This window comes from Streptomyces sp. NPDC008086 (genome assembly GCF_042957325.1).
Classification (GTDB): Bacteria; Actinomycetota; Actinomycetes; order Streptomycetales; family Streptomycetaceae; genus Streptomyces.
Genome location: NZ_JBIBIA010000016.1, coordinates 35,113 through 48,174 on the forward strand (window position 1 = coordinate 35,113; position 13,062 = coordinate 48,174).

Consider the following 13,062-nt stretch of genomic DNA (forward strand, 5'->3'; position numbering starts at 1 on the left):
GTGCGGCTGTGGACGCGGCCGTACGAGGACGAGGGCCGCGTCGGTCGCGACGCGGCCCTCGTGCTGTGCCGCCCTACTGCGGGTCCGGCCCCACGGCCACCGGCCGGGACGGGTCCGAGGACCACTCCGACCACGAACCGACGTACAGCGCCGCGGGGATCCCCGCGGCCGCCAGGGCCAGCACCTGGTGGGCGGCGGAGACACCTGAGCCGCAGTACACGCCGATCTCCGTGCCCTCGGAGGCGCCGAGCGACTTGAAGCGGTCCGCGAGTTCCTCGGCGGACAGGAAGCGGCCGTCGGGGCCGATGTTCTCGTTCGTGGGCGCGGAGACGGCGCCCGGGATGTGGCCGCCGACCCGGTCGATCGGCTCCACCTCGCCGCGGTACCGCTCCCCCGCCCGCGCGTCCAGCAGCAGCCCGGAGCGGGCGAGCGCGGCGGCGCCGTCGGCGTCGAGAAGGCCCGTCGTCGCCGGGGCGGGCTCGAAATCGCCCTCCGCCGGAGTCGGTACGGACGTCTCCAGCGGTCCCACCCAGGTGGGCAACCCGCCGTCGAGGACCCGCACGTCGGGGTGCCCCGTCCAGCGCAGCAGCCACCACGCCCGGGCCGCGGCCCAGCCCTGTCCGCCGTCGTACACGACCACCGGCGTCCCGGACGACACGCCCGAGCGGCGCATCGCCGCACCGAATTCGGCCAAGTCCGGCAGCGGGTGGCGTCCGTGCGCGCCGGGTGCGGAGGCCAGCTCCCGGTCCAGGTCGACGTAGACCGCTCCGGGGAGGTGCCCGGCCTCGTACTCGGCCCGGCCGTCGAACGGCGGCTCACCTGCCGACTTGGCCAGGCTGAGCTGCCAGCGGACGTCGAGGAGCACCGGCGGGTTCTCGCCCGCCAGTTCGCTCGCGAGTTCGGATGCGGAGATGATGGCGTTCATGGTCACCATCCTTGCGCACGGGGTGGCCCCCTGGTCGAGGTCCGGCTACTCTGCTCGGCCGGACAGGTCCGATCACGAGGCGTACGGGATCAGGCACATGCTGTACAGCCGATGGACATCCATCGGCAATCGCACGGAAACGGGCCGTAAATCGCACACCCGGCATCCTCCGGGCAGCTGCCGTCGCGCGGCGGCGTGCCCGCGGCGCGCGTGGCCGCGGGTGGTGCGAGCATCGGCACGGGGGCGGACAGCGGAAGCGACGCGGCCACCGCGAGGGGCCGAGGAGAGAGTGACGATGACCGAGGCACGGGGGTCGGCCGGCCCGCACGGCGAGACGCACGCTCGGCACACGCCCGGCACGCCCTGCTGGGTGAGTCTGATGGTGCACGGGCCGGCCGCGACCCAGGAGTTCTACGGGGCGCTGTTCGGCTGGGAGTTCCAGCCCGGTCCCCAGCAGCTCGGCCCCTATGTGCGGGCCCTGCTGAACGGCCAGGAGGTGGCCGGCATCGGCCAGCTGCCGCCCGACCGTCACCTCCCCATCGCCTGGACGCCGTACCTCGCCTCGAACGACGCGGGCCTGACCGCCGACACCGTACGGCTGTGCGGCGGCACGGTCGGCGTGGGCCCGCTGGACGCCGGCGAGGCCGGCCGGATGGCGATCTGCTCGGACCCCTCCGGCGCGGTCTTCGGCATCTGGCAGGGCGCGGAGCACCGGGGCACGGCCATCACCGGCGTGCCCGGCACCCCGGCCTGGAACGAGTTGCTGACCTTCGAGTCGGTCAACGTCGCCAAGTTCTACGAGACCGTCTTCGCCTACGAGGAGGCGCCGGTGGTCTCCGCCGACTTCGACTACGTGACCCTGCACATCGACGGCCGGCCGGTCGCCGGTATCCACGGTGTGGGCAATGCCCTGCCGCGCGACCGGGGTCCGCACTGGATGACGTACTTCGAGGTCGCCGACACGGACGAGTCGGTGGCGCGGGTCGCCGACCTCGGCGGTCATGTCCTCGAACCGGCCCACGACAGCGAGCACGGCCGGGTGGCGACGGTGGCCGACCCGGAGGGTGCCCGGTTCTCGCTGCTCCAGAACCCGCGCTGACCGGGGCCCGGGGCGCTTCTCAGACCGGCTGCACCGGGAGGACGTCCGGGGACAGCGCCGCCGCCCGGGCGCTGGCGGCCGTCATACGGCGTCGGTGGTGGCGGCGGCACAGGACCTCGTAGCCGACGGCGTCCGCCTGGTTGACGTCGCCGACGACGACCTGGGCGCCCTCGACCACCATCTCGCCGCCTATCGTGCGGGCGTTGTGGGTTGCGCGGGCGCCGCACCAGCACAGCGCCTCGACCTGGAGTACCTCGACCCGGTCGGCCAGTTCCACCAGGCGCTGGGAGCCGGGGAACAGCTTGGAGCGGAAGTCAGTCGTGATGCCGAAGGCGTAGACGTCGATGCTCAGGTCGTCGACGACGCGGGCGAGTTGGTCGATCTGCTCCGGCACCAGGAACTGGGCCTCGTCGGCGATGACGTAGTCCGCGCGGCCGCCCTGCGAGAGGTGGTCGACGAGATACGCGTACAGGTCCTGGCCGTCCTCGACCTCCACCGCGTCCGTGACCAGGCCGAGCCGCGACGACAGCTTGCCCTCGCCGGCCCGGTCGTCACGGGTGAAGATCATGCCTTGGAGGCCGCGCGCCGAACGGTTGTGCTCGATCTGGAGGGCCAGCGTCGACTTCCCGCAGTCCATGGTTCCGGAGAAGAACACCAGCTCGGGCATGTTGAGTTGAGCACCTTTCGGCAGCGAGGAGAACGGGGGGAGTCGTCAGGAGCGTACTTCGAGCAGGGGGACCAGCTGCTCGGCGGGGGTCATCGAACCGTGGTTGCCGACCATCGCCGACTCCTTCGGCTCCCGTTCGGACGCGATGATCAGGACGTCGTCGCGCGCGGCCGCGATCACGTCGCCGATCCGGTCGTACACCCGCTCGTCGATCCGCGGCCCGAACCAGCCCGCCTCGATCGCCTCGTCCCGGGAGGCCACCCAGAACTGCTCGCCGAGCACCTCGCGCCAGCAGGTCAGCACGTCGCCCGCGGCGCCCGGCACCGCGTAGACGTGCCGGGCCCGGCCCTCGCCGCCCAGCAGGGCGACGCCCGCGCGCAGCTCCCAGTCCTCGTCGAAGTCGATGCGGTGCTCCTCGTCGAAGGCCACGTCGATCATGCCGTGGTCGGCGGTGACGTAGAGCGCGCTGCGCGGCGGCAGCTGTTCGGCGAGGCGCTGGACGAGCCGGTCGACGTACATGAGCTGGCCGCGCCAGGTGTCGGAGTCGACGCCGTAGCGGTGGCCGGCGCCGTCGAGTTCGGCGTAGTACGTGTAGACCAGGGAGCGGTCGCCGGCGGCCAGTTGCTCGGCGGCGAGGTCCATGCGGTCCTCGCCGGTCAGCCGCCCGAGGAACGTTCCGCCACTGAGTGCGACCTTGGTCAGCGGGGTGTTCTGGAAGGTGGGCGAGGACACCTGGGCGGCGTGCACGCCCGCCTGCTGTGCCAGTTGGAAGACGGTGGGGTACGGCTGCCAGACGCGCGGTGACGTCCACGGGTTCCAGCGCAGCTGGTTCATCAGCTCGCCGGTCTCGGGGTTGCGCACGGTGTATCCGGGCAGGCCGTGCGCGCCGGGCGGCAGACCGGTGCCGACGGAGGCGAGGGAGGTCGCGGTGGTCGCCGGGTAGCCAGCGGTGATGGGGCGTCCGGTGCCGCCGCGCGAGCTGCTCAGGAGCGAGGTCATGAACGGCGCGTCCTCGGGGTGCGCCCTGAGCTGCTCCCAGCCGAGTCCGTCGATCAGGAACACGCAGTTGCGGTCGGTGGCGGTCAGTTCGGGGATCGCGGCGGTCGTCTCCGGTACGCCCATGCCGGCGGCCAGCGTGGGCAGCAGGTCGGCGAGCGAGCCGCTGCCGTACTCGGGGACGGGCGCGGAGTGGACGGCGAGGGGTTCCGGGTGGGATTCCCAGGCGGTGAACTGCGCCATCAGCGAGTGAGGTCCGCGGTCGCCTCGGAGAGCGACTGGGCGAAGGCGAGGGCCTGGCGGACGGTCTCGGGGCCGTCACCGGCCTCGCTGACCCGGAGGCTGAGGTCGTCGGCCGTCGAGCTGCCGGTGTAGCCGTGGTCGGCCTCGCAGTTGGGGTCGCCGCAGGCCGCTGGCTCCAGGTCGATACGGGAGACGGCGCCCCAGCCGATGGTCAGCACGACCTCGCGGGGCAGCGTGCCCGGCTTGTACTGCTCCGGGTTGGCGACGACACGGCTGACGACGACCGACGAGATCCGACCGATCTTGACCGACTCGGTGGAGGTGGTGGCGTACGGCGTCGGGGAGGTGCTGTCCGCGGCCTGCTCGTCGGTGTGGCTGACGATGAACCGGTTGCCGGTGAGGACGAGGACGGTGACATGCCGCCGCACCTCGTTCTGGTCGAACGTCGTCTCCTGGTGGACCAGGTACGACCGGATGGGCTCGCCGCCCACGGCGGCCTCCACCGCCTCGGCCACGAGGGCCGGGTAGTAGCCGCTGCGCTCGATCGCCGCACGCAGCCCCTGGGTCGTCGTACTGGTCTTGGCCATGAGGCCCATCCTACGGGGGCGCACTGACTGCGAGGCACCGCTCAGGGCGGTCTCAGTACGAGGGCAGGGTCCTCGGTCCGAGGTCGTCGCGGGCGGGCGGCGGGGCGAGGCGGACGGAGGCGCCGAGCACGCTCAGGCCGTGGGTGGCGACGACGACCGGCTCCAGGGTGACCGCGACGACCTCGGGGTGGTCGTCGACCAGCCGCGACACCCGCAGCAGCAGTTCCTCCAGAGCTGGGGTGTCCACGGGCTTGGAGCCGCGCCAGCCGAACAGAAGCGGTGCCGTCCGGATCGAGCGGATGATCGAGGTGGCCTCGCGGTCGGTGACCGGGATGAGCCGGTGCGCCATGTCGCCGAGCAGCTGGGAGGCGGCCCCGGCGAGCCCGAAGGACAGCACGGCACCGGCGGCCGGGTCGATCACGGCCCGTACGACGGTGTCGACGCCGCGCGGCGCCATGCCCTGCACGACCGGCCGCAGCTCCTCCGGTGTGCCGAACAGTTCGGTCAACTCGGCGTACGCCCGCCGCAGTTGCTCCTCGTCCGCGAGATCGAGCCGGACGCCACCAAGGTCGGCGCGGTGCCGCAGATGGGGGGCGGTGGCCTTGAGGGCGACGGGGTAGCCGAGGGTGCGGGCGGCGTCGGCGGCCGCGTCGGGGGTGGGGGCGTGCAGGGCGCGGTGGACCTGGATGCCGTACTTGCCGAGCAGGTCGGCGGTCTCGTCCGTGCCGAGCGTGAGCCCCTGCCCGCGCGCGAGGAGCCCGCCGATCAGCCGGGCGGCGCCCTTCTCGTCGATGTCGTCGTACTCGGGCACCCGGCCGGGGTCGGCCGCCTCGCGCCGCCACTGGGAGTACTTGACGGCTTCGGCGAGGGCGCGGACGGCTCGCTCGGCTGCTGGGTAGGCGGGGATGAGCCGAGGGGCGCCGTCGGCGGTGTCGGTCGGGGCGGGCGGGGGGTCGGCCGGGAAGTCCAGGGGGCGGAAGGGGTGGGCCCGGTTCGCGATGCCGGGCGCCGTGGTGGCCGCCTGCGGTGCGGTGCTCGCCGCGGCCGACAGGGCCTCCGCGAGCCCGCCGAGCTCGACGTGCACCACCAGCACCGGCTTGCCCGGGACCCGCTCCGCCGCCGAGCGCAGCGCCTCCGCCAGCTCCGCGTCGCCGGTCGAGGCGCCCCCGATCGCCGGGATGGCGGTGACGACGACCGCGTCGCACGTCTCGTCGGCCAACGCGTGCGACAGCGCCTCGTGGAAGTCGGCCGCCGACGCCCCGGTCGTCAGATCCAGCGGCGGCAACGGCCGCAGCCCTTCGGAGAGGCAGGCGTCGTAGGTCAGCAGGCCCAGCGACTCGGAGTTCCCGAGGATCGCCACGCGCGGGCCGGCCGGCAGCGGCTGGCGGGCGAGCAGCAGGCCCGCGTCCACGAGCTCGGTGATCGTGTCCACGCGGATCACGCCGGCCTGCCGCAGCAGCGCGGACACCGTGGCGTGCGGCAGCCGGGTGGCCCGTACGGCATGGCCCTGGGGCGCCGCGCCGCCGTGCCGTGCGCCCTGGACCACGACCAGCGGCTTCGCGGCCGCCGTGCGCCGGGCGAGGCGGGTGAACTTGCGGGGGTTGCCGATGGACTCCAGATACATCAGCACGACGTCGGTGTCCGGGTCGTCGTACCAGTACTGCAGGACGTCGTTGCCGGACACGTCGGCGCGGTTGCCGGACGAGACGAGGGTCGACACGCCGGTGACTCCGGTCACGCCACCGCCGCGCCGGTGCAGCCGGGACAGCAGGGCGATGCCGATCGCGCCGGACTGGGCGAACAGGCCGATCCGGCCGGGGCGGGGCATCTCGGGTGCCAGGGAGGCGTTGAGTCGTACGTCGGCGGAGGTGTTGATGATCCCGAAGGCGTTCGGCCCGATGATGCGCATGCCGTACGCGCGCGCCTGCCGGACGAGTTCGCGCTGCCGCTCCCGGCCGTCGGGCCCGCTCTCGGCGTACCCGGCGGAGAGCACGACCAGACCCTGCACGCCGTGCTCGCCACACTCGGCGACCACGTCGGGGACGTACTCGGCGGGTACGGCGACCACCGCGAGATCGACCTGCTCGTCGATGTCCCGCATCGAGCGGTGCGCCAGGACCCCGTCGACCTCCTTGAGGTCCTGAGGGAACGCCCTGTTCACCGCGTACAGCCGTCCCGTGAAGCCCGCGTCCCTGATGTTGCCGAGGACGCTGCGGCCCACGCCTCCGGGGGCGCGGCCGACGCCGATGACGGCGACCGAGCCGGGTACCAGCAGGCGGCGTACGGACCGGGCCTCGGCGCGCTGCTCGCGCGCGTACTGCACGGCGAGCGAGCGGTCCGTCGGCTCCAGGTCGAACTCCAGGCGTACGACGCCGTCCTCGAAGCTGCGCTTCTGCGTGTATCCGGCGTCCGTGAACACCTTGATCATCTTGGTGTTGGCCGGCAGCACCTCGGCGGCGAAGCGACGGATGTCACGCTCGCGGGCGACGGCGCCGATGTGTTCGAGCAGCGCGGAGGCGACGCCTCGGCCCTGGTGGGCGTCCTGGACGAGGAAGGCGACCTCGGCCTCGTCGGCCGGGGCGGACGCGGGCATTCCGTCGGCGCCGATCCGGTCGTAGCGTACGGTGGCGATGAACTCGCCGCCCACCGTGGCCGCGAGTCCCACCCGGTCCACAAAGTCGTGGTGCGTGAAGCGGTGGACGTCCTTCGCGGACAGTCGCGGGTAGGGCGCGAAGAAGCGGTAGTACTTCGACTCGTCCGACACCTGCTCGTAGAAGCTGACCAGGCGCTCGGCGTCATCAACGGTGATGGGGCGGATGCGTGCGGTGCCGCCGTCGCGCAGCACCACGTCGGCTTCCCAGTGGGCGGGGTACTCGTGCCGGTCCGAGGCGCTCTGCATGGGGCCCAGAGTACGGCTCGCGTACGACAACGGCGCGAGGCAGTCTGTGGAGGACGTATGTCGGGTCGAGGCCGCGACCCGACGGTCACCTCGGGAGGGACGTTTTGTCCCTCCCGGCGGGCTTCACGGGTGTGGGAAACTGGTCTAGACAACCCTGAACACCGAAGGGCAGCATCACATGGCTGAGCGCCGCGTCAACGTCGGCTGGGCCGAGGGCCTTCACGCCCGCCCCGCTTCCATCTTCGTCCGGGCCGCCACGGCCGCAGGTATCCCGGTGACGATCGCCAAGGCCGACGGCAACCCCGTCAACGCGGCCTCCATGCTCGCCGTGCTGGGCCTGGGCGCCCAGGGCGGCGAGGAGATCGTCCTCGCCTCCGACGCCGAGGGTGCGGACGCCGCCCTCGACCGGCTGGCGAAGCTGGTCTCCGAGGGTCTCGAGGAGCTGCCCGAGACGGTCTGAAGGACCTGAGCGGGACTCCCCGACAAATCGGTGAAGCCGCGTCTGCCTTTTCGGCGGGCGCGGCTTCGCTGTTTCGGGCAGGCGGAGGCATTTCCGGGGAGAGGCGACAGGAGGAATTGGCGACACACCCGAAAAGGGCAGCGGAAATAGACCGCCGCCGAATATCTCCTCTTTGTATACGGCGCCCGTGTTAATGCCGCAGGCTCGGCATGTTTACGGGATGTTGCGAATTCCTCACACGCTCGGCGCGATCCCCGCCGGAGCCGAACCGCAGCCGGTGCGCGCTCATCGCACGCTCTGCGTGCAGGGCCGTGACACCCCGGGCGCGCTCACCGTCACCGCGCGCCACCGCGTCCACGATCGCGCCGTGCTCGGCCCAGGACTCCACGGGGTTGACCGGCGCCTCCACCGAGTACATCCAGGCGATCTTGTGGCGCAGCTGGGTCAGCGTCGAGGCCAGCGCGGGGCTTCCGGAGGCCTGGGCCAGCGTCTCGTGGAACCAGCCGCCCAGCGAGCGCAGATCCTCGCTGTTGCCCCTCCTGGCCCGCTCCTGGCCCAGCCTGACCAGGCCGCGCAGGACCTTCAGATGGGCCTCGGTGCGCCGCTGGGCGGCCCGGGCGGCGCCGAGCGGCTCCAGCAGGGTGCGCATCTCCAGCAGGTCGGCGGCCTCCTGCTCGGTCGGTTCGGCGACGCACGCGCCCGCGTGCCGCCGGGTCACCACGAAGCCCTCCGCCTCCAGGGTGCGCAGGGCCTCGCGCACGGGGACGCGGGAGACGCCGTAGCGGCGTGCGAGGAGTTCCTCGGTGAGCCGGCCGCCGCGCTCGTAGACGCCGGCGACGATGTCGTCCCGGATCGCGGTGCATACCGAGTGCGCCGGAATACGCATGACCGACCTCCGCCTTAATCCCCGTGAAACGTCGACGAATGACGTGTGTTCAGTGACTCTATTGCAACCGGCCGGAATTTCCGACGGCGGGCCGGAATCCATGGATATTTTTTGGTCAGCCGATCGTCCTAGAAACGCCGAAAGCCCCGGCTCGGGAGCCGGGGCTTCGGGGAGGCTCAGCTGCGGGAAGCGGGCCTCGGGTGGGGCGCGGGAGGCGTCAGACGTTCACGCCGTGCGAGCGGAGGTAGGCGACGGGGTCGATGTCGGAGCCGTATTCGGCGGTCGTGCGGGCCTCGAAGTGCAGGTGCGGTCCGGTGACGTTGCCGGTGGCGCCGGACAGGCCGATCTGCTGGCCCGGCGTGACGGTCTGGCCGACCGAGACGCCTATGGACGACAGGTGGCCGTACTGGGTGTACGTACCGTCGTTCATCTTGATCACGATGTTGTTGCCGTACGACCCGCCCCAGCCGGCCTCGACGACGGTGCCGGAGCCGACGGCGTGGACGGAGGTGCCGCTGGCGGCGTGGAAGTCGACGCCGGTGTGGCTGCCGGAGGACCAGACGGCGCCGCCGGTCTTGTAGCCGGTGGAGACGTACGAGCCGGAGATCGGGGCGACGTAGGACAGCAGGCGCTTGCGCTCGGCCTCGCGGGCGGCGCGCTCCTTGGCCTCGCGCTCCTGCTTGGCCTTCTCGGCCGCCTTCTTGCGCGCGGCCTCCTCGGCGGCCTGCTTGCGGGCCGCCGCCTCCTGGGCGGCCTGCTTCTGGGCGGCGGCCTGGGCGTCGATCTGGTCGGCGAGCGTGTCGTCGACGCTGATGACGGGGATGAGGCCGGTCTGCTCGACGGCGGGTTCGGCGGCGAGCGCCGGGGCGGCCAGGGTGCCTATGACGCCGGTGGCGGTGAGCGCGGCGACGCCCGCCGCGCGGGCGGTGGTGCGCTCGAACCGGCCGGGGCGACGGTGCTTCCCGGAGGCGCGGTTCTTCCCGGTGGCGCAGGTGAACGCCATGTAGTGGCTGATCCTTTCCTTCCTTCTCGCCTACCGGGTTAGCTGACGGGTTCGGAGCAGGAAGGTCTCCTACGGGCCCCCTCGCGGCTGCGCGGGCGTCCGATTCACCCCAGGGACTACGGGCGGGTCCCCGGCTCCCCTGGCTCGCGCCGTACGGGGACTCGGCGATGACTGTCCGGTGCCGCGGGCGCGGCGCACTGCCTGACGAACAGCCCGGAAGACGCTAAGCGGGGCGACTTTCAATCCCCAAACGGATCGCGGCTTTTGTAGCGCATCCCACAGGCCAGACAGGCAACCTCTCCCCCAATTCGGGCATAAAGGGGCCCTGGTGAGTTGGAAGTCACCAGGGCCCCTTACGCGCGCGTGCCGTCGTCCGGCGGGGTGCCGCCTTCTACTCGGCCGTCACGACGGTCTACTCGGCTGTCACGACGGTGACTTCGCCGATGCCGAGGGCCTCGACGGGCTCGCGGATCGCGGCCGCGTCGCCGACCAGGATCGTCACCAGCCGGTCCACCGGGAAGGCACTCACGGCCGCGGCGGTGGCCTCGACGGTGCCGGTCGCGGCGAGCTGCTGGTACAGCTTCGCCTGGTAGTCGTCGGGCAGGTGCTGCTCGACCTGGTCGGCCAGCGTGTTCGCCACGGAGGCGGCCGTCTCGTACTTCAGCGGGGCCACTCCGACGAGGTTCTGCACGGCGAAGTCCCGCTCGGCGTCGGTCAGGCCCTCGCCGGCGACCCCGCGCAGGACCTTCCAGAGGTCGTCCAGCGCGGGACCGGTGTTCGGGGTGTCGACCGAGCCGCTGATGGCGAGCATGGCCGCGCCCGTGCCGTCCGGTGCGGAGCGCAGGACCTGGCCGAACGCGCGCACACCGTAGGTGTAGCCCTTCTCCTCACGCAGGACCTTGTCCAGACGGGAGGTGAGGGTGCCGCCGAGGCAGTACGTGCCGAGCACCTGCGCGGGCCACACCCGGTCGTGCCGGTCCGGGCCGACACGACCGATCAGCAGCTGCGTCTGCACGGCACCGGGGCGGTCCACGATGACGACGCGACCGGTGTCGTCCGCGGTCACCGGCGGGACCGGACGGGGCTGGGCCGGGGAGCCGGTCCAGGCGCCCAGGGTGTCGCCCAGCAGGTCGTCGAGGTCGACGCCGGTGAGGTCGCCGACAACCACGACGGTGGAGGTGGCGGGGCGTACGTGCCGCTCGTAGAAGGCCCGTACGGCCGCGGAGTCGATGCCGGCGACGGTGTCCTCGGTGCCCTGGCGCGGGCGGGACATGCGCGAGGTCGCCGGGAACAACTGCCTGGAGAGCTCCTTCGCGGCCCGGCGCGAGGGGTTGGCCAGCTCGTGCGGGATCTCGTCGAGCCGGTTGCGCACCAGGCGCTCGACCTCGGCGTCGTCGAACGCGGGCGCCCTGAGCGCGTCGGCGAGCAGCCCCAGCGCCTTCGGCAGCCGGGAGACGGGCACCTCGAGGCTGACGCGGATGCCGGGGTGGTCGGCGTACGCGTCGAGCGTGGCGCCGCAGCGCTCCAGCTCGGCGGCGAACTCCTCGGCGGTGTGCTTGTCGGTGCCCTCTGAGAACGCTCGCGCCATGATCGTGGCGATGCCGTCCAGGCCCTTCGGCTCGGCGTCCAGGGGCGTGTCCAGGAGGACCTCGACGGCGATGACCTGCTGGCCGGGGCGGTGGCAGCGCAGGACCGTCAGGCCGTTGTCCAGCTCGCCGCGCTCGGGCGCCGGGAACGCCCAGGGCCGGGCCTCGCCGGCCTGGGGCTGCGGGTGGAACTCCATGCTGGCGAGCTCGGTCACTGCGCCGACTCCTCGTTCTCGTCGGTGGGGGCTTGCGCGTCCTCGGCCTCGTCGGCGACAGGCTCGTACACCAGCACCGCGCGGTTGTCGGGACGCAGACGGGCCTTGGCGACCGCCTGGACCTCCTCGGCGGTGACGGCGAGGACGCGCTGTACGGCGGTGAAGGCGAGCTGCGGGTCGCCGAACAGGACGGCGTACCGGCACAGTTCGTCGGCGCGGCCCGCGACGGTGCCCAGCCGGTCCAGCCACTCGCGCTCCAGCTGGGCCTGCGCGCGCTCCATCTCCTCGGCGGTGGGACCGTCCGCCGCGAACCGGGCGAGCTCCTCGTCGACGGCCGCCTCGATGACGGGCACCTCGACGTCGCCGGAGGTCTTCACGTCCAGCCAGCCCAGGGAGGGCGCGCCGGCCAGGCGGAGCAGGCCGAAGCCGGCCGCCACGGCCGTACGGTCGCGTCGGACGAGCCGGTTGTAGAGGCGGGAGGACTCGCCCCCGCCGAGGACGGTCAGCGCCAGGTCGACCGCGTCGCACTCACGTGTGCCGTCCTGCGGGAGCCGGTAGGCGGCCATCATCGCGCGCGCGGGAACGTTCTCCTCGACGACCTCCCGCAGCTGCTCGCCGATGATGTCGGGCAGCGAGCCGTCGCGCGGCTCGGGCTTGCCGTCGTGTCCCGGGATGGAGCCGAAGTACTTCTCGACCCAGGCGAGCGTCTGCTCCGGGTCGATGTCGCCGACGATCGACAGCACGGCGTTGTTGGGCGCGTAATAGGTGCGGAAGAACGCGCGGGCGTCCTCCAGGCTGGCCGCGTCCAGGTCGGCCATCGAGCCGATCGGCGTGTGGTGGTAGGGGTGGCCGTCGGGGTACGACAGGGCCGTCAGCTTCTCGAACGCCGTGCCGTAGGGGACGTTGTCGTAGCGCTGGCGGCGCTCGTTCTTGACGACGTCGCGCTGGTTCTCCAGGCCCTCCTCGTCGAGCGCCACCAGGAGGCTGCCCATGCGGTCGGCCTCCAGCCACAGCGCGAGCTCCAGCTGGTGGGCGGGCATGGTCTCGAAGTAGTTGGTGCGCTCGAAGCTGGTGGTGCCGTTCGGCGAGCCGCCCGCGCCCTGGACGAGCTCGAAGTGGCCCGTGCCCTTCACACTGTTCGATCCCTGGAACATCAGGTGCTCGAAGAGGTGGGCGAGTCCGGTACGGCCCTTGACCTCGTGGCGGGAGCCGACGTCGTACCAGAGACAGACCGCGGCGACCGGCGTGAGGTGGTCCTCGGAGAGCACCACGCGCAGGCCGTTGGCCAGGCGGTGCTCCGTCGCGGTGAGGCCGCCGGATTGTGCCTCCGGTGTGGCCGTGTGACCCATGGGCAAGGTGTCCTTCCGGTCGCGTGCGCTGCGTTGTGCCGAGCAGTTCGGCTTCAGTTCCTGCCACTGTATGCAGCGTCCGAAGGGTCGGCGAAGTTCCCGGTCGGAACGCCGTGCCCGGACGGCGGCGAAGGGGGGCCGGGGACG

At 72.4% G+C, this 13,062-nt stretch carries 11 protein-coding genes and 1 riboswitch; of the genes, 2 read left to right on the forward strand and 9 right to left on the reverse strand.

What is annotated here, in order from left to right:
• Positions 1 to 73: 73 nt before the first annotated feature.
• Positions 74 to 925 (reverse strand): rhodanese-like domain-containing protein, encoded by an 852-nt coding sequence (locus ACFZBP_RS38950; RefSeq protein ID WP_391420708.1) that lies wholly within the window; start codon positions 923 to 925, stop codon positions 74 to 76.
• A 295-nt stretch (positions 926 to 1,220) separates the two neighbouring features.
• Here ACFZBP_RS38950 and ACFZBP_RS38955 point away from each other — a divergent pair, with 295 nt between their 5' ends.
• Positions 1,221 to 2,024 (forward strand): VOC family protein, encoded by an 804-nt coding sequence (locus ACFZBP_RS38955; protein WP_391420710.1) that lies wholly within the window; start codon positions 1,221 to 1,223, stop codon positions 2,022 to 2,024.
• A 19-nt stretch (positions 2,025 to 2,043) separates the two neighbouring features.
• Here the strand turns inward: ACFZBP_RS38955 and ACFZBP_RS38960 are convergent, their stop codons facing one another.
• From ACFZBP_RS38960 to ACFZBP_RS38975, 4 genes are read right to left on the reverse strand one after another with little or no spacing between them, the layout of a single operon-like run.
• Positions 2,044 to 2,691, reverse strand: coding sequence for a thymidine kinase (locus ACFZBP_RS38960; RefSeq protein ID WP_391420712.1), 648 nt, complete (start codon positions 2,689 to 2,691; stop codon positions 2,044 to 2,046).
• Positions 2,692 to 2,736: 45 nt separating this feature from the next.
• Entirely contained in the window at positions 2,737 to 3,930 is a 1,194-nt protein-coding gene (locus ACFZBP_RS38965) for an alkaline phosphatase family protein (protein WP_391420714.1), read from the reverse strand.
• Positions 3,930 to 4,517 (reverse strand): DUF5998 family protein, encoded by a 588-nt coding sequence (locus ACFZBP_RS38970; protein WP_383457101.1) that lies wholly within the window; start codon positions 4,515 to 4,517, stop codon positions 3,930 to 3,932. Before ACFZBP_RS38970 ends, ACFZBP_RS38965 begins: the two co-directional genes overlap by 1 nt.
• Positions 4,518 to 4,569: 52 nt before the next feature.
• Positions 4,570 to 7,416: a GNAT family N-acetyltransferase gene (locus tag ACFZBP_RS38975; RefSeq protein ID WP_391420717.1), complete on the reverse strand. Its 2,847-nt coding sequence runs from the start codon at positions 7,414 to 7,416 to the stop codon at positions 4,570 to 4,572.
• Between the two features lie 178 nt (positions 7,417 to 7,594).
• Here ACFZBP_RS38975 and ACFZBP_RS38980 point away from each other — a divergent pair, with 178 nt between their 5' ends.
• On the forward strand, positions 7,595 to 7,876 hold the full coding sequence (locus tag ACFZBP_RS38980) for an HPr family phosphocarrier protein (RefSeq protein ID WP_016432192.1): 282 nt from the start codon (positions 7,595 to 7,597) through the stop codon (positions 7,874 to 7,876).
• A gap of 190 nt (positions 7,877 to 8,066) precedes the next feature.
• On the opposite strand, the gene ACFZBP_RS38985 is transcribed toward ACFZBP_RS38980, so the two are convergent.
• From ACFZBP_RS38985 to ACFZBP_RS39000, 4 genes are all read right to left on the reverse strand, one after another.
• Entirely contained in the window at positions 8,067 to 8,762 is a 696-nt protein-coding gene (locus ACFZBP_RS38985) for a GntR family transcriptional regulator (RefSeq protein WP_383457096.1), read from the reverse strand.
• Positions 8,763 to 8,979: 217 nt separating this feature from the next.
• Positions 8,980 to 9,765: a M23 family metallopeptidase gene (locus ACFZBP_RS38990; protein ID WP_383457091.1), complete on the reverse strand. Its 786-nt coding sequence runs from the start codon at positions 9,763 to 9,765 to the stop codon at positions 8,980 to 8,982.
• A 13-nt stretch (positions 9,766 to 9,778) separates the two neighbouring features.
• Positions 9,779 to 9,942, reverse strand: a riboswitch (cyclic di-AMP (ydaO/yuaA leader).
• A 235-nt stretch (positions 9,943 to 10,177) separates the two neighbouring features.
• Positions 10,178 to 11,566 (reverse strand): M16 family metallopeptidase, encoded by a 1,389-nt coding sequence (locus tag ACFZBP_RS38995; RefSeq protein WP_383457089.1) that lies wholly within the window; start codon positions 11,564 to 11,566, stop codon positions 10,178 to 10,180.
• Positions 11,563 to 12,915: a M16 family metallopeptidase gene (locus tag ACFZBP_RS39000; RefSeq protein WP_383457086.1), complete on the reverse strand. Its 1,353-nt coding sequence runs from the start codon at positions 12,913 to 12,915 to the stop codon at positions 11,563 to 11,565. Before ACFZBP_RS39000 ends, ACFZBP_RS38995 begins: the two co-directional genes overlap by 4 nt.
• Positions 12,916 to 13,062: the final 147 nt, after the last annotated feature.

Coding starts and splice junctions, on each gene's coding strand:
- ACFZBP_RS38965 (WP_391420714.1), bottom strand. CDS start 3,930: ATGGCGCAGTTCACCGCCTGGGAATCCCACCCGGAACCCCTCGCCGTC.
- ACFZBP_RS38985 (WP_383457096.1), bottom strand. CDS start 8,762: ATGCGTATTCCGGCGCACTCGGTATGCACCGCGATCCGGGACGACATC.
- ACFZBP_RS38950 (WP_391420708.1), bottom strand. CDS start 925: ATGAACGCCATCATCTCCGCATCCGAACTCGCGAGCGAACTGGCGGGC.
- ACFZBP_RS38980 (WP_016432192.1), top strand. CDS start 7,595: ATGGCTGAGCGCCGCGTCAACGTCGGCTGGGCCGAGGGCCTTCACGCC.
- ACFZBP_RS38975 (WP_391420717.1), bottom strand. CDS start 7,416: ATGCAGAGCGCCTCGGACCGGCACGAGTACCCCGCCCACTGGGAAGCC.
- ACFZBP_RS39000 (WP_383457086.1), bottom strand. CDS start 12,915: ATGGGTCACACGGCCACACCGGAGGCACAATCCGGCGGCCTCACCGCG.
- ACFZBP_RS38955 (WP_391420710.1), top strand. CDS start 1,221: ATGACCGAGGCACGGGGGTCGGCCGGCCCGCACGGCGAGACGCACGCT.
- ACFZBP_RS38960 (WP_391420712.1), bottom strand. CDS start 2,691: ATGCCCGAGCTGGTGTTCTTCTCCGGAACCATGGACTGCGGGAAGTCG.
- ACFZBP_RS38990 (WP_383457091.1), bottom strand. CDS start 9,765: ATGGCGTTCACCTGCGCCACCGGGAAGAACCGCGCCTCCGGGAAGCAC.
- ACFZBP_RS38970 (WP_383457101.1), bottom strand. CDS start 4,517: ATGGCCAAGACCAGTACGACGACCCAGGGGCTGCGTGCGGCGATCGAG.